General features: G+C 74.0%; 15 protein-coding genes. 10 read left to right on the forward strand and 5 right to left on the reverse strand.

The features are described 5' to 3' along the window. Positions 1 to 25 precede the first annotated feature (25 nt). Positions 26 to 1,045 (forward strand): AAA family ATPase, encoded by a 1,020-nt coding sequence (locus tag ACFV57_RS24535; protein WP_385236117.1) that lies wholly within the window; start codon positions 26 to 28, stop codon positions 1,043 to 1,045. Then, the gene (locus ACFV57_RS24540) at positions 1,042 to 6,495 is read left to right on the forward strand and encodes an SAV_2336 N-terminal domain-related protein (RefSeq protein ID WP_385236119.1); all 5,454 of its coding nucleotides are present in this window, start codon (positions 1,042 to 1,044) and stop codon (positions 6,493 to 6,495) included. Before ACFV57_RS24535 ends, ACFV57_RS24540 begins: the two co-directional genes overlap by 4 nt. A 39-nt stretch (positions 6,496 to 6,534) precedes the next feature. Here ACFV57_RS24540 and ACFV57_RS24545 read toward each other — a convergent pair whose 3' ends face one another. Next, positions 6,535 to 7,365 carry an alpha/beta fold hydrolase gene (locus tag ACFV57_RS24545; RefSeq protein WP_385236122.1) on the reverse strand — a complete coding sequence of 277 codons (831 nt, stop codon included), beginning with the start codon at positions 7,363 to 7,365 and terminating at the stop codon, positions 6,535 to 6,537. A 144-nt stretch (positions 7,366 to 7,509) separates the two neighbouring features. Between ACFV57_RS24545 and ACFV57_RS24550 the strand changes: the two genes are divergently transcribed. Continuing rightward, positions 7,510 to 8,679: a cysteine desulfurase family protein gene (locus ACFV57_RS24550; protein ID WP_385236125.1), complete on the forward strand. Its 1,170-nt coding sequence runs from the start codon at positions 7,510 to 7,512 to the stop codon at positions 8,677 to 8,679. A 49-nt stretch (positions 8,680 to 8,728) separates the two neighbouring features. Here ACFV57_RS24550 and ACFV57_RS24555 read toward each other — a convergent pair whose 3' ends face one another. After that, positions 8,729 to 9,286 carry a hypothetical protein gene (locus tag ACFV57_RS24555; RefSeq protein WP_385236128.1) on the reverse strand — a complete coding sequence of 186 codons (558 nt, stop codon included), beginning with the start codon at positions 9,284 to 9,286 and terminating at the stop codon, positions 8,729 to 8,731. A gap of 58 nt (positions 9,287 to 9,344) precedes the next feature. Further along, positions 9,345 to 10,034, reverse strand: coding sequence for an N-acetylmuramoyl-L-alanine amidase (locus ACFV57_RS24560; RefSeq protein WP_385236131.1), 690 nt, complete (start codon positions 10,032 to 10,034; stop codon positions 9,345 to 9,347). A 54-nt stretch (positions 10,035 to 10,088) separates the two neighbouring features. On the opposite strand from ACFV57_RS24560, the gene mnmA reads away from it, so the two are divergent. Next, entirely contained in the window at positions 10,089 to 11,216 is a 1,128-nt protein-coding gene (gene mnmA, locus ACFV57_RS24565; protein WP_385236134.1) for a tRNA 2-thiouridine(34) synthase MnmA, read from the forward strand. A gap of 53 nt (positions 11,217 to 11,269) precedes the next feature. Here the strand turns inward: mnmA and ACFV57_RS24570 are convergent, their stop codons facing one another. Further along, positions 11,270 to 12,328: an aldo/keto reductase gene (locus ACFV57_RS24570; protein ID WP_385236137.1), complete on the reverse strand. Its 1,059-nt coding sequence runs from the start codon at positions 12,326 to 12,328 to the stop codon at positions 11,270 to 11,272. Positions 12,329 to 12,533: 205 nt separating this feature from the next. Here ACFV57_RS24570 and ACFV57_RS24575 point away from each other — a divergent pair, with 205 nt between their 5' ends. Next, on the forward strand, positions 12,534 to 13,319 hold the full coding sequence (locus ACFV57_RS24575; RefSeq protein ID WP_385236140.1) for a VC0807 family protein: 786 nt from the start codon (positions 12,534 to 12,536) through the stop codon (positions 13,317 to 13,319). Here the strand turns inward: ACFV57_RS24575 and murJ are convergent. Beyond that, positions 13,285 to 14,853 (reverse strand): murein biosynthesis integral membrane protein MurJ, encoded by a 1,569-nt coding sequence (gene murJ, locus ACFV57_RS24580; RefSeq protein WP_385236240.1) that lies wholly within the window; start codon positions 14,851 to 14,853, stop codon positions 13,285 to 13,287. The two genes, ACFV57_RS24575 and murJ, sit on opposite strands and share 35 nt — an antisense overlap. Before the next feature lie 359 nt (positions 14,854 to 15,212). On the opposite strand from murJ, the gene gdhA reads away from it, so the two are divergent. The 5 genes from gdhA to ligA all read left to right on the forward strand — a co-directional run bounded on the left by gdhA (position 15,213) and on the right by ligA (position 21,533). Then, positions 15,213 to 16,595 carry an NADP-specific glutamate dehydrogenase gene (gdhA, locus tag ACFV57_RS24585; protein WP_385236142.1) on the forward strand — a complete coding sequence of 461 codons (1,383 nt, stop codon included), beginning with the start codon at positions 15,213 to 15,215 and terminating at the stop codon, positions 16,593 to 16,595. Positions 16,596 to 16,677: 82 nt separating this feature from the next. Next, a complete protein-coding gene (locus ACFV57_RS24590) occupies positions 16,678 to 17,220 on the forward strand; it encodes a TIGR00730 family Rossman fold protein (protein WP_385236145.1) in 543 nt (180 codons plus the stop codon). Between the two features lie 170 nt (positions 17,221 to 17,390). After that, positions 17,391 to 18,080, forward strand: coding sequence for an SDR family oxidoreductase (locus tag ACFV57_RS24595; protein ID WP_385236148.1), 690 nt, complete (start codon positions 17,391 to 17,393; stop codon positions 18,078 to 18,080). A gap of 242 nt (positions 18,081 to 18,322) precedes the next feature. Beyond that, complete coding sequence (locus ACFV57_RS24600; RefSeq protein WP_385236243.1) at positions 18,323 to 19,285, forward strand: methionine synthase; 963 nt, start codon at positions 18,323 to 18,325, stop codon at positions 19,283 to 19,285. A 31-nt stretch (positions 19,286 to 19,316) separates the two neighbouring features. Beyond that, positions 19,317 to 21,533: an NAD-dependent DNA ligase LigA gene (gene ligA / locus ACFV57_RS24605; RefSeq protein WP_385236151.1), complete on the forward strand. Its 2,217-nt coding sequence runs from the start codon at positions 19,317 to 19,319 to the stop codon at positions 21,531 to 21,533. Positions 21,534 to 21,574 lie beyond the last annotated feature (41 nt).

Consider the following 21,574-nt stretch of genomic DNA (forward strand, 5'->3'; position numbering starts at 1 on the left):
GAGCAAGGACGAAGGAGAACGACCCGTGGCCCGACAGAGCACACCCGAACACGGCCCGGGAGCCGGGCCGGAGCCCGAGGGCTGGTGGGTGTTCCGCGGTCCCGCGCCCCTGCCCGCGGCACCACCCTGGCGGTACTTCGCCGCCGCCCGCAGGAGGGCCGAGACGCCCGCGCCGTACCTGATGGACCGCAACGAGGTGTCCGTCGTCAACGCCGCCCTGCACCTGCACCGCCCCCTGCTGGTCACCGGCCGGCCGGGCACCGGCAAGAGCTCGCTGGCCCGCGCCGTCGCCTCCGAGCTGGGCCTCGGCGACGTACTGCGCTGGTCCGTCAACTCCCGCTCCACCCTGGCCGACGCGCTCTACCGCTACGACGCGGTGGGCCGGCTGCGCGAGGCGTCGCTGCGCCGCGAGCGCGAGGCGGCACGCACGGCGCCGCGCCGGCTCAAGGACCACCGCGGCTCCTTCACCACCGACATCGGCCACTATCTGCGCCTGGGCCCGCTGGGCACGGCGCTGGCCGCGACCGAGCGCCCCCGGGTGCTGCTCGTCGACGAGCTGGACAAGTCCGACATCGACCTGCCCAACGACCTGCTGGTGGTCCTGGAAGAGGGCGAGTTCGAGATCCCGGAGCTCGCGCGGCTGTCCGAGCAGCACCAGGACGTGCACGTCCTCACCGACGGCAGCCGGGAGCGGGTCCGGGTGCACCGCGGCGTCGTCTCCTGCGCCCACTTCCCCGTCGTGGTGATGACGAGCAACGGCGAACGGGAGTTCCCGCCCGCCTTCCTGCGCCGCTGCGTCCGCCTGGACCTGCCCGACCCGACGCCCGAGCGGCTGCGCGAGATCATCGCCCACAACCTCGGCCCCGCGGCGCTGGCCGAGGCCGAGGACCTCATCGACGGCTTCCTCCAGCGCTCCAAGACCGAGACGCTCGCCACCGACCAGCTGCTGGCCGCCGTCCACCTCCGTGTCACCGGTGCCGACCTGACCAAGGACGAACTGCTGTCCGCCGTCATGCACCGCCTGGACGAACCCATGGCGCCATGATCGACCGGCTGCGGCAGGTCCTCGCGGGCCAGGGCTACGACCTCGGCGCGAGCGAACTGCTGGACGTCCTGTGGCTGGCCCGCGCGGTGCGCGAGGGCGAGCGACGGGACGCCGCGCCCGGCGAGGCCTCCGGGGAGGACACCGGGTCCGGGCCGGACGGCGGCCCGGCGGGGGAGACGGAGCCGTCGGACGCGGGCACGGACGACACGGCCGACGGCGCTTCCGGGGAGACGGACGGGCCGGACGGCGAGGACGGCCCGGGGGAGGACGAGAACGCCGGGCCCCTGCCCGACGGCCTGCCCGCCACCGCCCTTCCGGCGCAGCGTTCCCTGTACGCGATGGGCAGCGAGGGCGGCAGCGCGCTCAGCCGCCCGGCCCGCCCCGCGCGGGCCCCCGGCCGCCGCGCGCTCGCCCGGCCCCAGCACCTGTCCCGGGCCCTGCGCCCGCTGCGCCGGTTCGAGCCGCACCCGCACCGGTCCGTCACCGACGTGGAGGCGACCGTACGGCTCGCCGCGGAGACCGCGCTGTTCGACGTCGTGTCCCGCCCCGACCAGGAGCACCGCTGGTCCGCCGTCCTGCTCGTGGACGACGCGCCGTCGATGCAGGTGTGGAGCCAGCTCGCCGGTGAACTGCGGGCGGTGCTGGACCGCGGCGGCGTCTTCCGCGGCGTGCGCGTACGCACCGTCGACACCCGCGACATGGCCGACCTCGGCCGGCTCCCGTGGGCCACGGGCCCCACGCTCACCTTCGTCCTCACCGACGGCACGAGCCCGGGGTGGCGGACCCCGCACGCGGCGCGCGCCGTGCGCCACTGGGGGCGGTACGGGCCCGTCGCGGTGCTGCACCCGCTGCCGCGGCGCCTGTGGCGGGGCACCGCGCTGGACGCCCAGCCCCGGCTGCTGACCTCCCCCGTCGAGTTCGGCGGACCGGACCGGACCACCGTGCTCGACCCGCTGACGGGCGAGCCGGACCCGGAGGCCGAGGAGCCGGGCACGGTGGCGCTGCCCGTCGTCCCGCTGACCCCCGGCGGGCTCGGCCAGTGGGCCGCGCTGCTCACCCGCCCCGGCGTCCCGCACCTGATCGACACGGCGCTGCTGGGCGAGGACCCGGAGCAGGACCCGCCGCGGCCCGCCGGCTCCGCGCAGGAACTGGTCGCGCACTTCCGCGGCGCGTTCTCGCCGGAGTCCTACCGCCTGGCCGTACGGCTCTCCGCCATCAACCCGCTCACCGTGCCCCTGATGCAGCTGGTGCGGGCCGCCACGATGAGCGACGCCGGACCGATCCAGGTCGCCGAGATCCTCCTCGGCGGCCTGCTGGAACGCGTCGCCGCCCCCGGCGGCGCCCGGTCCCTCGGCGCGTTCGGCGGGCCGCTGGGGGCCGGCGCCGGGCAGCCCGTCTACGACTTCCGGCCCGGCGTGCGCGAACTCCTCTTCAGCGGCCTCGGCACCCAGCAGTCCCTGGCCGTCGTCGAAGCGGTCGGGCGCGCCCTGGAGCCGTACATGGGGCGGCTGCCCGACTTCCCCGCGCTGGTCGCGGACGAGACGGGGGAGATGCGGCTCCAGGAGTCGGCGCAGGCGTTCGCGGTGCTGGCCAGTCCCGTGCTGGAGCGGCTGGGCGGCAGTGTGCCGGGGGTGACGGGCGTACGGGAAGAGGCTGCGCCTGCCGAGGGCGGGGGGCCGGGCGCTCCGGCCGGAACGAGCGTGGTGGACGCGGCAGTTGAGGCCGCAGAGGCCGTGGTGGACACGGAAGGTGAAGTCGCCGGACCCGCGGTGGATACGGAAGGCGGAGCCGCCGGACCCGCGGTGGACGCCGTCGGGTCCGGGACGGACGCGGCCGGGACCGACACGGCCGGTGGAGCCACCGGGTCCCTGACGGCGCCCGCAGAGGCTCCGGACGAGGCCGCCCCGCCCGCCGAAGGCCCCGCCGGTACGGACCCGGACACCGCCGGGCAGGCCCGGGCCCCGGACCCGGACGACGCGGCCGAGACCGCCGCCGAGCCCGCTCCGTCCCCGCCCGCGGCCCGCCCCGTCCCCGTACTGCCCGGCGAGGAACCGCGCGAGCCGCTGCACTTCACCGTGCTCGGACCGGTCGGCCTGTGGCGCGGGGGCGAGCAGATCGACATCCCGGCCCGCCTGGACCGTGCGCTGCTCGCGGCCCTCCTGCTGCGCCACGAGAGCGTCGCCTCCGAAGCCGAACTGCTCAACGCGCTCTGGGGCGGCGACCCGCCCCGCAGTGCCCGCGCGATGCTGGACCACAGCATCGCGCGGCTGCGCAAGGCACTCGGCGAGGACGAACACGTCCTGATCCGCGAGCGCGTCGGCTACGCCCTGCGCGGCGACGCCGGAACCGACATCGAAGTGGACCTGGAACGTGCCGAGGGATACGAGCGCGCCGCCCGCGCCGCCCGGGACGAGGGGGACTGGCCCCGCGCCCAGTGGCTGCTGAACGCGGCCCTCGGTCTGTGGCGCGGCGAGCCCCTGGCCGGACTCCCCGGCCCGTACGCACAGTCCGAACGGCTCCGGCTGACCGAGTGGCGGCACACCCTGATCGAGGACCGCGTCGAGAACGACCTGCGGCTCGGCCGGTATGACGAGGCCGAGGCCGAGCTGGCCGATCTGCTCGCCCGCGCCCCGTCCCGTGCCCGCCTGCGCGAACTGGTGGAACTCGCGCGGGACCAGCGGGCCGGGCAGAGCGACGCGACCGTACGGCCTTCGCGCGAGCCGCTGCGCATCACGGTGCTCGGCCCGGTGCGGATGCTGCGCGGCGGCGAGAACCTGGCCACCGGCACACCGCAGCAGCGCGCGCTGCTCGCCGTGCTCGTGCTGCGCGGCGGGCGCGCCGTCTCCGAGTCCGACCTGATCGAGGCCCTGTGGGGTGACGAACCGCCGAACGCCGCGCTCGCCGCCCTGCACACCTACGCCTCCCGGCTGCGCAAGGCCCTCGGCGCGGACTCGGACGTGCTGGTCGGCGAAGGCGGCGGGTACGCGCTGCGCCAGACCCCCAGAACCGGCCTCGACGTGGACCTGCGCCGGGCCGACGACCTGGTCGCGGCGGCCCGCGAGGCCCGCGCGGCCCGGGACTGGGAAGGCGCCTGGGAGGCGCTGGACTCGGCCGTCGCCCTGTGGCGGGGCGGCGAGCCCCTGGCGGGTCTGCCCGGCCCGTACCTGCGCGCGGAGTCCCGGCGGCTGGCCGACCGGCGCCGCACCCTGGTCGAGGACCGCACCGAGGCGGAACTGCGCCTGGGCCATCACACGGTGGCCGAGGAGGCACTGACCTGGCTGCTGTACCTGGACCCGGCCCGCGAGCGCACCCGCGAACTCCTCGCGCGCGCCCTGGCGCACGACGAGCCCGCCTCGCCGGGACTGCGCAGCCTGCTGCGGGCCGGGCGGTACGGGCCCCGGCAGGACCGGGGCGGCCGCGGCCGGAGGGCCGAAGCCAAGCGGCTGGCGGACCACCTGACCCGGCAGCGGCCCTCGGGGCGCAACGCCTGTGTCATCTCCGGGGGCGCGGGCGTCGGCAAGACCAGCCTGGCGGCACAGGTGGCCGACGCCGTGCAGGAGCAGTTCCCGGACGGACGGCTGTACGCGATCATGCCGGCGGACGGTGCCCCGGAGGACTCGGTACCGCACCTGGCCGCCGTGCTGCTGCGCCAGCTCGGCTACCGCCACGAGGAGATCCCCGCCGCCGGCGAGGAGCGGGTGGCCTTCTGCCGGGCCGCGGTCGGCGCACTGCGGCTGGTCGTCGTCCTGGACGAGGTGCGCGACGTCGGGGCCGTACTCCCCCTGCTCCCGGACGCCGCCGGCGCCGCCCTGGTCATCGGCCGCGACCGGCCGCCGGCCGGCCTGGCCGGCGTCCTGTCCCTGCACCTGGAGACCATGAGCTCCGCCGACGCGCTGGAACTCCTCGTGCTGCGGGTGGGGGAGGAGCGGGTGGCGGGCCGCCGTGCCGTGGCGCGCGCGGCGCTCGAAGCGTGCGGTTGCTCGGAGGCCGCGATCGACGCGGTGGCGGCGGAACTGACGCTGGACGGCGGTACGGACCGTACGGCGGCCGAAGCCATGATCAACAGCACCGCGCTGCGCCTCACCCACGACCTCGCCCCGCCGGTGCTCGCCGCCTTCCGGCTGCTGGCCCTGCCGGACTGTCCCGAACTGCCGGCCGGCGCCGTGGCCGCCCTGACCGGCACCGAACCGGCCGCCGCGCGGGCGCATCTGGACACCCTGGTGCGGACCGGCCTGCTGAAGGCCTCGGCCCCCGGCCGCTACCGGCACCGCGAAGCGCTCGCCTCCTTCGCGCACGAGAGCCTGACCGGCCACACCTCGCCCGAGGACCGCAACGCCGCGCTGTCCCGGCTGCTCGACTGGTACCTCGTCACGGCCCACCTGGCATACGGCCTCGACGCGCCCGGCGCCCTGCTGCTCGACCGGACCGCACCGGCCGCCGCATCCGTCACGCCCGCCCCGCTCGCGGACCGTGCGGCGGCGGCGGACTGGTGGGCGGCGGAGGGGGCGGGAGCGCTGTCCGTCGTCCTGCAGACGGCGCAACTGCTGTCCGGGTCCCACGCCACCCGGTGCGCCGACACGCTGCTCCTCCTCGAACCCCTGCTGGGCACCGGCCGCTTGACGTCCCGGTACGAGGAGACCGCGCTGGCCGTGACCGCCCGGTCCGCCACCGGACGCGACAAGCGCGCGGAGGCGAGGGCCAGGCTGGCCCGCGCCCGCGCCTGCCTGGCGTTCGACCGGTTCCGCGAGGCGGAGGACGAGGCCCGCCGCGCGTACCGGCTGGGGCTGGACGCGGAGGACCCGGTGACCAGCGGCCGGGCCCCGCTGGCGCGCGGCGTCGCCGCGGCCGCGCTCCGCAGGCCCGACGCCGAGCGGCACTTCGCCCTGGCCATGAGCCACTGCCAGGTGCAGGGCGACCGGCTGGGCGAGGCCGCGGTCCTGGTGGAGCGGTCCCGGCTGTGCGTCCGCGACCGGCACGCGGAGCGGGGCGTCGAACTCGCCCGGCAGGGCGTGGAGATCTTCCGGTCCACCGGACAGGGGCACCGCTTCGGTACGGGCCTGTACTTCCTCGCCGTGGCGCAGGCCGAGGCGGGCCACCACGACGACGCGCTTAGCACCCTCCAGGAGGCGCTGCCCATCTTCGAGGCGTCCGGCCAGTTCCGCTGGACGGGCCTGACCCGTCTGCGGACCGCCGAGGCCCAGCTCGCCACGGGCCGGCTGGAGGCCGCGTTGCAGTCGGCGGAGGAAGCGGTGCGACTCCTGGCGGAGCCCGTCGACACCAGATTGGCCGACGGCCTGAGACTGCTGGCCCAGGTGCTGGAGGCCCTGGGACGGGAGCCGCGGGCCCATGAGCGCTGGGGCGCGGCCCTCGCCGTATACGAAGCGGTGAACGAAGAGCTGAACGTGACCGACACGGCCGCCTCACGAGGCACACGCCCGCCCCCGCCATGACGCCGGGCGGGGCGGCGTAGGGGCGGGGCGTGGTGGGGCCTACTCCGCGAACGCGGCCAGCGCGGTCGTCAGTTCCGCCGGGGCGTCCTCCTGTACGAGGTGCCCGGCACCCTCGATGAGGTGCAGCCGGGCGGACGGGATGGCCGATACGAGGTCGTGCGCCCAGGTGACGGGGAGCCAGGTGTCCTGCGTACCCCAGCACACCAGGGTGGGGACTGTGATCTCGCCGTAGCGGCCGTCGAGGTCCGCGGTGGTGTGCAGTCCGTTCTGCGCGATCTGCCGGTAGAAGGCGGGCTGTCCCTCCTTCGTGCACCACGGTTCGACCAGCTCTGCCAGCACGGCCGGGTGCAGGCCGGGGTGGCTCGCCGAGGACACGTACTCGGTGACCAGGGCCCGGTGCAGATGGGGCGGCAGCTGGGCGAAGACGTCGGCGTGCTCGCCGAGCAGGCGGTACGTCGCGGTGCCCCAGCCGGTGAGGGCGACCGCGTCGACGAGGGCGAGCCGCCGGTAGCGGGCGCCGTGCACGAGATGGGCGCGCAGCGCCACGTAGCCGCCGAAGTCGTGGGCGACGACCGTGGGTTCCCGGTCGGTGAGGCCCCAGTGGGCGAGCAGTTCGGTGAAGACCTCCGCCTGCCGCGGCAGGGACACGTCCTGGCCTTCGGCCTTCTCGGAGGCGCCGTAGCCGGGCAGGTCCCAGACGTGGACCCGGAAGCCTGCGGACAGGGCCCGTGCGACGCTCCGCCAGACGTACGAGGAGAACGGTGTGCCGTGCAGCAGGACGAGGGGCGGTGCCCCCTCCTCGCCGAGCGCGGTCCAGCGCACCTCTCCGGAGGTGCTGCGGTACGTACGGTCCAGACGCCATGATGTCATGACCGTAAACGTAGTGACTCCTTACAGCGGTGTCGAGGGGGCCCGTACGATCCGCGCCGGGGCGGTCCCGGGCGCCCGGCGCGGGGCGGCGCTCCCACGCGCCCGGTATGCGCCCCCGCGCCTGCTCGTAGAATCGTTCGCACCATGGTTTACCTCGACCACGCCGCCACCACCCCGATGCTCCCGGAGGCGGTGCAGGCGATGACCGCCCAGCTGACCGTCACCGGCAACGCGTCCTCGTTGCACGCCGCCGGCCGGCGAGCCCGGCGCACCGTAGAGGAGGCGCGGGAATCCCTCGCCTCGGCGCTCGGCGCGCGCCCCAGTGAGGTGGTCTTCACCGCGGGCGGCACCGAAGCCGACAACCTCGCGGTCAAGGGCCTGTACTGGGCCCGCCGGGACGCCGACCCGGCCCGTACCCGCGTCCTCGCCAGCCCCGTCGAGCACCACGCCGTCCTGGACGCCGTGGAGTGGCTCGCCGAGCACGAGGGCGCGCGCGTCGAATGGCTGCCCGTCGACGCGTACGGCCGGGTGCACGCCGACGCGCTCCGCGAGGCGATCGCGCGCGACCCCGACGACGTCGCCCTGGCCACCGTGATGTGGGCCAACAACGAGATCGGCACGGTCATGCCGGTCCGTGAACTGGCCGGGGCCGCCGCGGAATTCGACATTCCGCTGCACTCCGACGCGGTCCAGGCCTTCGGGCAGCTGGAGGTGGACTTCGCCGCCTCCGGCCTGGCCGCGATGGCCGTGTCCGCGCACAAGATCGGCGGACCGTACGGCGTGGGCGCGCTGCTGCTGCGGCGCGAGTACGCGCCCGTCCCCGTCCTGCACGGCGGCGGCCAGGAGCGGCAGGTGCGCTCCGGCACGCTGGACACCCCCGGCATCGCCGCGTTCGCCGCCGCCGCGCGGCACGCCGTCGCGCACCGCGAGGACTTCGCCCGCGACATCGGCGCCCTGCGCGACGACCTCGTCAAGGCGGTACGGGCCGCCGCCCCGGACGCCGTGCTCGGCGGCGACCCCGACCCGGCGGGCCGCCTGCCCGCCAACGCGCACTTCTCCTTCCCCGGCTGCGAGGGCGACTCCCTGCTGCTCCTCCTGGACGCCCAGGGCATCGCCTGCTCCACCGGGTCCGCCTGTACGGCCGGTGTCGCCCAGCCCAGCCACGTCCTGCTCGCCGCGGGCCTGGACGCGGACCTCGCCCGCGGCACGCTGCGCTTCTCCCTCGGCCACACCACCACCGAGGCGGACGTGGCGGCGCTGGCGGAGGCGATCGGCCCGGTGGTGGAACGGGCGCGGAGCGCCGGGCTGAGCTGAGGCCGGGGGTGCCGGGGCGGCTGAGCCCCGGCCCCGGGCCCCGCCGCGTTCACCGGACCGTGTCGAGCACGGCCCGGAGGAGCAGCCGCCAGGCCGGCCCGGCGCCGGTGCCGAAGGCCGCGGCGAGGGCGTACCCGATCGCGGCGTCCTCCCGCAGCGGCGGCGCGACGTCCGGATGCCAGTCGGCCCAGACGTGCCCGGCGCCGTCCGAGGAGAAGTCCGCGATCCGGCGGCCGTCCCTGACCAGGCGGCTGCCGTTGGGGGAGTCGGGCAGCAGCCGGTGGAGGATGCCGCCGTAGATCACGTCGACCCGGTGGGAGCGCCGGGTCGGCCGCCCCCTGCCGGGGGTGATGTGCGCGGGCCGGCCGTCGACGGTCAGCCGGAGGCAGGCGGCGTCGCGGGTGCCGATCGGTACGTACCCGGCCGCCGGCGCGCCCGGTGCGCGGCGCAGCTCGGCCGTGGGCAGGCGCTCGCCGCCCACCGTCAGCACTCCCGCCGTGGCGTCCAGGTCCAGCCGGACCCGGCCGAAGACGCGGTCCTCGGCGAGGCCGGGTCCGCGGCCGGTGCCGCCCGTCCGCCCGGCGGCCGGGGCTCTGTCGTACGCCATGAGTGGTCCGTTCCACGAGGGGCGCCGTGCGGCGCCCGCGCGTCCCGGCGGCCCCGCGTCACGCCCCCGATGCCGGGGACGGCCGGCGCAGCTCGGCGCGCACCAGGTCCAGGTACAGCCTCCAGTTCCAGTGTGGCCCGGGATCGGTGTGGTCGGTGCCCGGTACCTCCACATGGCCCACGATGTGCTGCCGGTCGGCGGGGAAGCCGTAGCGGCGGCAGATTCCGGCGGTCAGCCGCGCGGATGATGCGTACATGGCAGGCGTGAACGACGCCGGGCGGTCCACGAAGCCCTCGTGCTCGATGCCGATGCTGCGCTCGTTGTACGCGCGATTGCCCGCGTGGAACGCCACGTCCAGCTCGCGGACCGTCTGCGCCACCTGCCCGTCCTTGCGCACCACGTAATGCGCCGCGGCGCCGTGCAGCGGGCTCTGGAAGACCCGCAGGGCGTCCGTGTAGCCGCCCTGCACGACGTGGATGACGACCCGGTCGACGGTGTAGTCGTCCGGGCGGTCGGCCTCGCGCCAGTTCGCCGGGGCGGCCGGGACCCAGCGCGCGCCGCCGTAGTCCACCGCGCCGTCCGTCCGCGGCTTCTTCCGGCCCGGCAGCCGCCACCACCAGCGCAGCAGGTCGTCGTGCAGCGCGTACGCGGCACCGCCCGCCAGCGCCGCACCGGCGCCGCCCAGCAGCAGGGCCCGTCTGCTGAAGCCCCCGCCGGCCGTCTGCCCGGTATCCCCCGCGTCTCCCATGCGCTGCACAACGCTTGGGGGCCTGTCGGTGGTTCCGTCTACCCTGGAAGCGTTATGACGACTGACGCTCCCCGCCGCCTCCGCGTGCTCGCCGCCATGTCCGGCGGTGTCGACTCCGCCGTCGCCGCCGCCCGCGCCGCCGAGGCGGGCCACGACGTGACCGGTGTGCACCTCGCGCTCTCCGAGAACCCGAAATCCTTCCGCACCGGCGCCCGCGGCTGTTGCACGATCGAGGATTCGCACGACGCGCGCCGCGCCGCCGACGTCATCGGCATCCCGTTCTACGTATGGGACCTCGCCGAGCGCTTCCGTGAGGACGTCGTCGAGGACTTCTTCGCGGAGTACGAGGCGGGCCGCACCCCCAACCCCTGCCTGCGCTGCAACGAGAAGATCAAGTTCGCCGCGCTGCTGGACAAGGCGCTCGCCCTCGGCTTCGACGCGGTCTGCACCGGCCACTACGCGACGGTCGTGCGGCGCCCGGACGGCACCCGCGAGCTGCACCGCGCCTCCGACATGGCCAAGGACCAGTCGTACGTCCTCGGCGTCCTCGACGACAAGCAGCTCGCGCACGCCATGTTCCCCCTCGGCGACACCCTCACCACCAAGGCGGAGATCCGCGAGGAGGCCGCCCGGCGCGGCCTGTTCGTCGCCAAGAAGCCGGACAGCCACGACATCTGCTTCATCGCCGACGGCGACACCCAGGCGTTCCTCGCCAAGCGGCTGGGCACGGCCGAGGGCGACATCGTCGACGAGTCCGGCGCGAAGCTCGGCACGCACGAAGGCGCGTACGGCTTCACCATCGGCCAGCGCAAGGGCCTGCGCATCGGCACCCCGGCCCCCGACGGCAAGCCGCGCTACGTCCTGGACATCTCCCCGGTCGACAACACGGTCACCGTGGGCCCCGTGGAGTCCCTGGACGTGACGGGCCTGACCGCCGTCAAGCCCCGCTGGTGCGGCACCGCCCCGCCCCCCGGCCCCGCCGCGTACACCGCCCAGCTCCGCGCCCACGGCGGCGAGACCGCCGTCCGCGCCGAACTGGTCGACGGCACCGAGCTCCGTGTCACCTTCACGGAGCCGGTCCGCGGTGTGGCCCCCGGCCAGGCCATCGTGCTGTACGACGGCACCCGCGTCGTCGGCTCGGCGACGATCGCGACGACGGACCGCGTGCACGCCGTGGCCTAGCGGCCGGGCCGCTCACCGCGCGCCCCGCGCGGTGAGCGCCGCGGTCCACCGGGTCAGCGCACCCCGTGCACCGACCGCCGGTAGCCGGACCGCCGGTCCTCGATCGCGGTCCAGCGGTCGCCGTAGACGTTCTGCGTGATCGCGGGCTCCGCCAGGAAGTCGTGCGGGAAGCCCAGCGGCACGGCGCTCACCTCGTCGAGCCGCCGCAGGGCGTCGGCGTCCAGCTCCACGTCGACGCTCGCGAGGTTGTCGGCGAGCTGGCTCTCCTTGGTGGCGGCGATGACCGGGACGATGTTGCCCGGCCGCTGCCGCAGCCAGGCCAGCGCCACCTGCGCCGGGCTCCAGCCGCCCTGCTCGGCGACCTCCAGCACCGCCGTGATCGTCGCCTCCTCGTTGTCCGCCTTCCGGCCGTCGTCGCCGACGATGTCCAGCCGGCCCCGCTCGCCGCGGCGGTACTTGCCGGTCAGCTTGCCCGCCGCGAGCGGGGCCCACGCGAGGACGGCCAGGTCGAAGGCGCGCGCCTGGGGGAGCAGCTCCCGCTCCGGTGTGCGCTCCAGCAGGCTGTAGCGCAGCTGCGAGCCCGCGAAGGCGGTCCAGCCGCGCAGCTCGGCGAGGGTGTTGGCCTGCGCGATCTCCCAGGCCGGCCAGTCGGACACACCGACGTAGTGCACCTTGCCCGACCGTACGACGTCGTCCAGCGCCCGCATGGTCTCCTCGACGGGCGTGAAGTTGTCCCGCGCGTGCACCCAGAGGACGTCGAGGTGGTCGGTGCGCAGCCGGGCGAGGCTCTGCTCCACCGACTGCACCAGGTTCTTGCGGTGGCTGCCCGCCGCGTTCGGGTCGCCCTGGCGGGTCGCGCACGTGTACTTGCTGGCGAGCACGAAGCGGTCCCGGCGGCCTTCGAGCAGCTTGCCGAGGATCTTCTCGGAGCTGCCGTCGGTGTAGTTGTTGGCGGTGTCGAGGAAGTTGCCGCCCGCGTCCTCGTACGCGTCCAGAATCCGCGCGCTGGTGTCCTCCGGGGCGCCCCAGCCCCAGTCCGAGCCGATGGTCATGGTGCCGAGGCTCAGCTCGCTCACCCGCAGACCGGTCCTGCCGAACAGTGTGTAACGCACGAAGAGTTCCCCTTCGGTGGTCGGGTCGTGCGTCAGACGCTAGGAGCTGGAGGGCACTCCAACGCAAGGGCCCGGCCGCAGGGGGCCCGGGCACTGACAAATGTCACGCGGATGTGCTTACACCCGTTCCTGCCGGAGCGAGGGCCCTGGCGGCGAAGCTGAACGCATCGCAAGGGACGGCGCGGACAGCGACACGGAGGACCCCATGAGCAGCAAGATCCCGCACGGCACGGCAGGCGGTTCCGGCACCGGCTCCGGCGGGACGCCCCGGTCCGGCGCGCAGCTGGAGGGCCCCCGGGCGCTGCTCGTGGACGCGGGCGTCCCGATCGCCTCGTACTACGTCCTCACCGGCGTCTTCGGCATGAGCACCCTCGCCGCGCTGGCCTGGAGCGGCGCGCTGCCGGCCGCCCGCTCGCTGTGGAGCCTGGCCAGGGAACGCCGCTTCAACGCGGTGGCCACCCTGATGACGGCAACCAATCTCGTCGGCCTGCTGCTGAGCCTGGTGGCGGGCGACGAGCGGCTGATGCTGGCCAAGGACAGCGCCGTGAGCAGCACCTTCGGCCTGGCCGTGCTGGTGTCCGCGCTGATCGGCCGGCCGCTGATGGCGCCGGCGCTCAAGCCGTGGATCACCAAGGGCGACGCGGCCAGGAGCGCCGCGTGGGACCGGCTGACGGCGGAGTCGGCGTGGTTCCGGCGGGTGCAGCGACGGCACTCCGCCGTGTGGGGCGCCGCGCTGCTGGGGGAGTGCGTGGCGCGGGTGATCGGCGCGTTCACGCTGCCGGTGGACACGATGGTGTGGCTGGGCACGGTGATGCTGATCGCGGCCATCGTCCTCGCCATCGTGGTCTCGGGGGTGCTCGGCATCGACCGGATGGAGAAGCTGGTCAGGGCCGAGGCGGCGGCGCACACGGAGGCGGCGGAGGCCGGAACGGCGGTTGCCGCCCCGGCCCCGTCCGTCAGCGCAGTCCCGGAAGAGACCGCAGCTCGGTGATCCGCAGGGCGCGCGCGAGCAGCAGGAAGAGCAGGGCCATGGTCGCGGCCCCGGCGGCAAGGGCCAGGGCCGTCGACCAGAAGGCGTCCCCGCCGGCACCGGCACAGGCGCGCGCCGCGGCCCAGCCCGCCGCCCCGGCAGCCAGCGCGGCACCGGTCAGCTTGCCGTACGTACGGCTCAGCCGGCGCCCGTCCAGCCGTCCCTCCAGCCGCCGCCGCAGCAGGTACGCGCTGGCCAGCAGCCCGACGGCGTACGACACGGCGTACGCGGCGGCCATGCCGGTGACCGCCCACCGGGCCGGCAGCAGGAAGTGGCAGGCGGTGGCGAGCGCGATGTTGACGCCGGAGATCCAGACGGCCATCAGGAACGGCGTACGGGTGTCCTCGAAGGCGTAGAAGCCGCGCAGCAGCAGCGACTGGGCGGAGAACGGGATCAGTCCCAGCCCCAGGGCCTGGAGCATCTGGCCCAGCGGCACGGCGGACTCGGCACTGGCGGCGCCGTGCGCGTACAGCAGCTGCGCCGTCTCCGGGCCGAAGGCCACGAAGAAGACGGCCGCGGGGACGATGACCGCGCCACTGATCCGCAGCGCGCGGGAGAGGTCGTCCCGCAGGTCGTCCAAGCGCCGCTCGGCGACCGCCCGGGTCATCCGGGGCAGCAGCGCGGTGATCAGCGAGACGGTCACGATGGACTGCGGCAGTCCCCAGATGTTCTGCGCGTACGTGTACGAGGAGAAGCCGGCACCGGCCTTGGGCAACTCCTGGTCGGCGGCCGTCGCGAAATGCGTGACCACGGTCATCGAGACCAGGTTGACCAGCACGAACAGCAGCGTCCAGCGCGCCGCGTTCGCGCTCTTGCGCAGCCCGGTGCCGCGCCAGTCGAAGCGCGGCCGGAAGCGGAACCCCGCCTCGCGGGCGTAGGGGATCAGCGCGAGCGCCTGGAGGGCGATGCCGATCGTGGTGCCCACGCCGAGCAGCCGCACCTGCGCGTCGGTGATGTCCGCCACCGTCTCCGGGACGGTCAGCAGGCCCACGTAGGCGCCGAACATGGCGATCAGGACGACGTTGTTGAGCACCGGCGTCCACATCATCGCGCCGAACTTCCCGCGCGCGTTGAGCACCTGCCCCAGGATGCCGTACACCCCGTAGAAGAAGATCTGCGGCAGCAGGAACCGTGCGAAGACCACGGTCAGTTCGTAGGCGGCGTGGTTCTGCGGTGTGTCCGTCGTGTAGAGGCCCACGATCTCGGGCGCGGCCCACACCGCGAGCAGCGTGCCGACGCCGAGGACGGTCAGGACGAGCGTGACGAGCCGCTGCTCGTGGGCCCGCCCGCCGTCCGGGTGCTCGACCCTGGCCCGCACCAGCTGCGGTACGAGCACCGCGTTCAGGGCGCCGCCGATCAGCAGCGTGTACAGGCTCATCGGGACGAGGTTGGCCGTGTTGTACGTGGTGGCCAGCAGTCCCGTACCGAGGGCGGCGGCCTGGAGGACGCCGCGGAACAGGCCCGTCGCCCGGGAGACGACCGTGCCCGCGGCCATCAGGAGGGAGGAGCGGCGCAGGCTGCCGGGGGACGGCCCGGCCCCGCCGTCCGCCTCTCTCCCGCCACCGGCCGCTAACGCGGCATCCGCCCCTTCGACCGCATCCGCCCCCTTGCCCCCGCTGCCTCCGGCCGTGTTCCGCCTGTGCGTATCCGTACGCGTTCCGTCCACCATGACGGCAACCTAAACCCCGGACTTCGCGGGTTGCGACTTCCGCCCCGGTGGCCCCCCGCGGTCCGCGGGCCCCTAGGCTCGACGGTAGCGACGGGACGCACAGGGGCCGCCCGGCCGGTGCGGCGCTGTGCGCGTGGTCCCGGTCGACCGGTGGCCCTTCGTCGGCGACGAAGGGAAGAGAAGACATGTCGACAGTTCATGCCGGTGCCGGTACGGCCGGGCGGGGAACCTCGGTGTCGTTGGAGTTTCTGCACCAGGAACTGGTGCGGCGCAACCCCGGAGAGCCCGAGTTCCACCAGGCCGCACTCGAAGTGCTGCAGACGCTCGCCCCGGCACTGGCGGCGCGCCCCGAATACGCCGAGGCCAAGATCCTGGAACGGATCTGCGAGCCGGAGCGCCAGATCCTCTTCCGCGTGCCCTGGCAGGACGACTCGGGGGCCGTCCACATCAACCGCGGCTTCCGGGTGGAGTTCAACAGCGCGCTCGGGCCCTACAAGGGCGGGCTGCGCTTCCACCCGTCCGTCAACCTCGGCATCGTCAAGTTCCTCGGCTTCGAGCAGATCTTCAAGAACGCGCTCACCGGGCTGAACATCGGCGGCGGCAAGGGCGGCAGCGACTTCGACCCGCGCGGCCGCTCCGACGCCGAGGTGATGCGGTTCTGCCAGTCCTTCATGACCGAGCTGCACCGGCACCTCGGCGAGCACACCGACGTACCGGCGGGCGACATCGGCGTCGGCGGCCGGGAGATCGGCTATCTCTTCGGGCAGTACCGGCGCATCACCAACCGCTGGGAGGCCGGGGTGCTGACCGGCAAGGGGCTCGACTGGGGCGGCTCCACGGCCCGTACGGAGGCCACCGGCTACGGCAACGTGCTGTTCACCGCCGAGATGCTGCGGCAGCGCGGCGAGGACTTCGACGGCCAGCAGGTCGTGGTCTCCGGCTCCGGCAACGTCGCCGTCTACACGATCGAGAAGGCCCAGGCGCTCGGCGCGAACGTGCTGACCTGTTCGGACTCCGGCGGCTATGTGATCGACGAGAAGGGCATCGACCTCGCCCTGCTCAAGCAGATCAAGGAAACCGAGCGGGGCCGCATCGAGGAGTACGCGGACCGGCGCGGCGCGTCGGCCCGGTACGTACCGGGCGGGCGGGTCTGGGACGTGGCCTGCGACGTCGCACTGCCCTCCGCCACCCAGAACGAGCTGGACGCCGACGCCGCGCGCATCCTCGTGCGCAACGGCGTCAAGGCGGTCTCCGAAGGCGCCAACATGCCGACGACGCCCGGGGCGGTGGCCCTCCTCCAGGAAGCGGGGGTGGCCTTCGGGCCCGGCAAGGCGGCCAACGCGGGCGGTGTGGCCACCAGCGCGCTGGAGATGCGGCAGAACTCCGGCCGCGAGTCCTGGAGCTTCGAGCGCACCGAAGGCGAACTGGCGGCGATCATGCGCAACATCCACGACACGTGCGCCGAGACCGCGGAGCGCTACGGCGTGCCGGGGGACTACGTCACGGGCGCGAACATCGCGGGCTTCGAGCGGGTGGCGGAGGCGATGCTGGCGCAGGGCCTGATCTGAGGGCGGACCGGGCCGGGCGGGCGGCGGGCGCCGCCCGCCCGGCACCGGACCGATGCCGGTGGCGGCTCGTAGAGTGAGCGGCATGAACATCTGTGTCTTCTGCTCCGCCGCCGACCTCGACGACCGCTACACCACCCCGGCCCGGGAGTTCGCCCAGCTGATGGGCAAGGGCGGCCACGCGCTGGTGTGGGGCGGCTCGGACAGCGGTCTGATGAAGGTCATGGCCGACGGCGTGGAGGCGGCGGGCGGCCGGCTCGTCGGCGTCTCCGTGGACTTCCTCGCGCACAAGGTGCGCGAGGGGGTGGACGACATGGTGGTCACCAAGGACCTCGCCGAGCGCAAGGCCGAGCTGCTGGCGCGCGCCGACGCGATCGTCATCATGGTCGGCGGCACGGGCACGCTCGACGAGGCCACGGAGATCCTGGAGCTGAAGAAGCACGGGCTGCACACCAAGCCCGTGGTGCTCCTGAACACCGCCGGTTTCTACGACGGCCTCAAGGAGCAGTTCCGGCGCATGGAGGACGAGGGCTTCCTGCCGCTGCCGCTCACGGAGCTGGTCTTCTTCGCGGAGGACGGCGCCGGCGCCCTGGCGTATCTGGAGGAGCAGGCGGGCATCCAGGGCTGAGGCGTACACGGGGGCGGCTTCGGGGGGCGGTCGTACGGGCGAGACGGCCGTACGGGGCGGAGGCGAGCCGTACGGGCGGGACCGGCCCGTGCGGATGCGGCGGAGCCGGTGATTCCGCTTCACGCGGACGGTGCCGCCCAGAACCCCTGCCCCTCGTTAGGATCGGGCCCATGGGTACGCACTTGATCACAGGCGCAGGATCGGGCATCGGAGCGGCGATCGCGCGGCGGCTCGCCGACCGCGGCGAGGACCTCTGGCTGCTGGCGCGCGACGCCGGCCGCGCCAAGGAACTGGCCGGGCAGTTCCCCGGCGCCCGTACGGTGGTCGGCGACCTCGCCGCCCCCGAGAAGCTGGACTGGGCCTTCGGCAAGCAGTCCCTGCCGGACCGCCTCGACTCCCTCATGCACATCGCGGGCGTCGTCGAACTGGGCGCGATCGGCGACCTCGGCCCCAAGGCCTGGCAGCGCACCCTCGCCGCCAACCTCCTCTCGCCCGCCGAGCTGACCCGCCAGTTCCTCCCGCAGCTGCGGCTCGCCAAGGGCCACGTGATCTTCGTCAACTCGGGCGCCGGCCTGAACGCGGGCCCCCAGTGGGGCGCGTACGCCGCCAGCAAGCACGGCCTGAAGGCGCTGGCCGACTCGCTGCGGGCCGAGGAGCACGGCAACGGCGTACGGGTGACCTCCGTCTACCCGGGCCGCACCGCCACCCCCATGCAGGAGAGCGTCTTCCGCCAGGAGGGCCGGGAGTACGACGCGGCGCAGTGGATCGACCCGGAGTCGGTCGCCACGACCATGCTGACCGCGCTCGACCTGCCGCGGGACGCGGAGATCAACGACCTGACGGTGCGACCGGGGCGGTGAACGCACGCTGACGGGCCCCTTGGTCCGACCGCGATCCGGGGCCCGTCACCGCACCATCAAGCCCGTCCGGCGCTTGAGGACGAGCGGGCCGCGGGCGACGCGGCAACGGCGGACGCCCGGCCCCGGACGTCCCCCGGCCCCCCGCGGCCAACGGCCGCACCGCTTACCCTCGGACGGTGACCGAGAACAACACCCCCGCCCGCCTCGTCGGCAACGCCGGCACCGCCACCGGAGTCGGTTCGATGCCCGGCGGCGACGCCCGCGAGGCCGCCAGGACCGTGACCGGCTCGCTGGAGACGTTCCCGTACCTGCCGGAGCTGCCCGCCCGAGGGCCCGGTGCCGACATGATCGGCCGCACCGCCGGTCTCCTCGTCGAGGTGTACGCCCACGTGGAGCCGAGCGGCTGGCGGATCAGCGACCGGCCCGGCCGGGACACCCGGCGCGCCCGCTCCTGGATGGGCGAGGACCTCGACGCGCTGGAGGAGTTCACCCAGGGCTACGCGGGCGACCTGAAGATCTCGGCCGTCGGCCCGTGGACCCTGGCCGCCGCGCTGGAACTGCGCAACGGCGAGGCCGCCCTCAGCGACCCCGGCGCCTGCCGGGACCTGACGGCGTCGCTGGCCGAGGGACTGCGGGCACACCTCGCCGACGTACGGCACCGGGTGCCCGGCGCGCGACCGGTGCTCCAGCTCGACGAGCCGTCGCTGACCGCGGTGCTCCAGGGGCGGATCAAGTCCGCGAGCGGCTACCGCACGCACCGCGCCGTGGACCGGGCCGTCGTGGAGGGCGCCCTGCGCGACCTGGTCGCCGTCGCCGGTGACGCGGGCGCGCCGGTGGTCGTCCACTCCTGCGCCCCCGAGGTCCCCTTCGCGCTGCTGCGCCGGGCGGGCGTGACCGGCGTCTCGTTCGATTTCGGGCTGCTCACCGAGCGTGAGGAGGAGGCGATCGGCGAGGCGGTCGAGGGCGGTACGACGCTCCTGGCGGGCGTGGTGCCGGGCGTGGACGGCCCATTGTCAGACCCTGCCGGTAGCGTCATGGGTGTCAGGACGCTGTGGCGCAGGCTGGGGCTGTCGCCGGGGACTCTCGCCGAGTCCGTGGTGGTCACTCCGTCGTGCGGGCTGGCGGGTGCTTCGCCCGCATATGCCCGTAAGGCCCTCGCCCACTGTGTCCGGGCCGCGAGATCGCTCGCAGACAACCCTGAGTGACCGCACTCAAGGACCACGGGAGGACGTAACGGTGGCCGGCGAACAGCACACGGCGGGGCACGCGGTGCCCGCGAAGGCGCGGGAAGAGCACGCTCATCTGGCCGAGCAGATCGAGGAGCACCGCTTCCGCTACTACGTGCGGGACGCCCCCGTCGTCAGCGACGCGGAGTTCGACAAGCTGCTGCGCTCCCTGGAGGCGCTGGAGGAGGAGCATCCGGAGCTGCGGACCCCGGACTCGCCCACCCAGAAGGTCGCCGGGCAGTACGAGACCGAGTTCACCGAGGTCGCCCACCGCGAGCGGATGCTCTCGCTGGACAACGCCTTCGACGACGAGGAACTGGGCGCCTGGGCCGAGCGCCTCGCGACGGAGCTGGGCGGCGACCCGAAGAGCGCCGGCTACCACTTCCTGTGCGAGCTGAAGGTCGACGGCCTCGCGGTCAACCTGACGTACGAGAACGGCCGGCTCACCCGCGCCGCCACCCGCGGCGACGGCCGTACGGGCGAGGACATCACCCCCAACGTCCGCACGATCACCGAGATCCCGGACCGCCTGAAGGGCGACCGCGTCCCGGAGCTGGTGGAGGTGCGCGGCGAGGTCTACTTCCCCATGGAGAAGTTCCTGGAGCTGAACGAGCGGCTGGTCGCCGACGGCAAGCCCCCGTTCGCCAACCCGCGCAACGCCGCCGCCGGTTCGCTGCGCCAGAAGGACCCGAAGGTCACGGCCACCCGCCCGCTGCACATGGTCGTGCACGGCATCGGCGCCCGCGAGGGCTTCGACATCGACTGCCAGTCGCATGCGTACGACCTGCTGCGCGAGTGGGGCCTGCCCACCTCCGACCACAACGAGGTCGTCGACTCCCTGGAGGCGGTGCGCGGGTTCATCAAGCGCTACGGCGACCCGGAGACCCGGCGCACGGCGGTCGCCCACGAGATCGACGGCACCGTGGTCAAGCTGGACGAGATCGCCCTGCAGGGCCGCCTCGGCTCGACCTCGCGCGCGCCGCGCTGGGCGATCGCCTGGAAGTACCCGCCGGAGGAGGTCAACACCAAGCTGGTGGACATCCGCGTCGGCGTCGGCCGCACCGGCCGCGTCACGCCGTACGCGGTGGTCGAGCCGGTCACGGTGGCCGGCTCCGAGGTCGAGTTCGCCACGCTGCACAACCAGGACGTGGTCAAGGCCAAGGGCGTCTACATCGGCGACACGGTCGTGCTGCGCAAGGCGGGCGATGTGATCCCGGAGATCCTGGGCCCGGTGGTGGACCTGCGGGACGGCAGCGAGCGGGAGTTCGTGATGCCCGCCGAGTGCCCCGAGTGCGGTACGGCGCTGCAGCCCGCCAAGGAGGGCGACATCGACCTGCGCTGCCCCAACGCCCGCTCCTGCCCCGCCCAGATCCGCGAGCGGCTCTTCTACCTGGCCGGCCGCAAGTGCCTGGACATCGAGAACTTCGGCTATGTGGCGGCCACCGCCCTCAGCCAGCCCCTGGAGCCCGCCGAGGCGCCGCTGAAGGACGAGGGCGATCTCTTCGACCTGTCCATCGAGCAGCTGCTGCCCATCAAGTCCTATGTGCTCGACCCGGACAGCGGCCTGCCCAAGCGCGACCCCAAGACCGGCGAGGAGAAGGTCGTCACCTTCTTCGCCAACCAGAAGGGCGAGCCGAAGAAGAACGCCCTGGCGATGCTGGAGAACATCCAGGCAGCCAAGGAGCGTCCGCTGGCGCGGATTCTGACGGGCCTGTCGATCCGTCACGTGGGCCCGGTGGCGGCCCAGGCGCTCGCCCTGGAGTTCCGTTCGCTGGACCGGATCAGGGACGCGAGCGAGGAGGAGCTGGCCGCCGTGGAGGGCGTCGGCGCGACCATCGCGGCCTCGCTCAAGCAGTGGTTCGCCGAGGACTGGCACCGCGAGGTCGTGGAGAAGTGGCGGACCGCCGGTGTCCGGATGGAGGAGGAATCTTCAGGAGAAGAAGGCCCGCGTCCACTTGAAGGCGTCACCGTCGTTGTAACGGGCACACTTCAGTCACACACCAGAGATGGCGCGAAAGAAGCCCTGCAGCGTCTCGGAGCGAAGGTGACCGGTTCCGTTTCGAAGAAGACCGGTTTCGTGGTGGTGGGAGACAATCCTGGTTCGAAGTACGACAAGGCCATGCAGTTGAAGGTGCCTGTGCTAGACGATGACGGCTTCGCGGTGCTGCTTGAGCAGGGTCCCGATGAAGCACGAGCGGTAGCTGTCACTCCGCCTGAGGGCGAGTGAGGAGTCACCTCATCGGCGCATAGCAGATGGTTCCGGATGGC

This window comes from Streptomyces sp. NPDC059788 (assembly GCF_042732265.1).
Classification (GTDB): Bacteria; Actinomycetota; Actinomycetes; order Streptomycetales; family Streptomycetaceae; genus Streptomyces.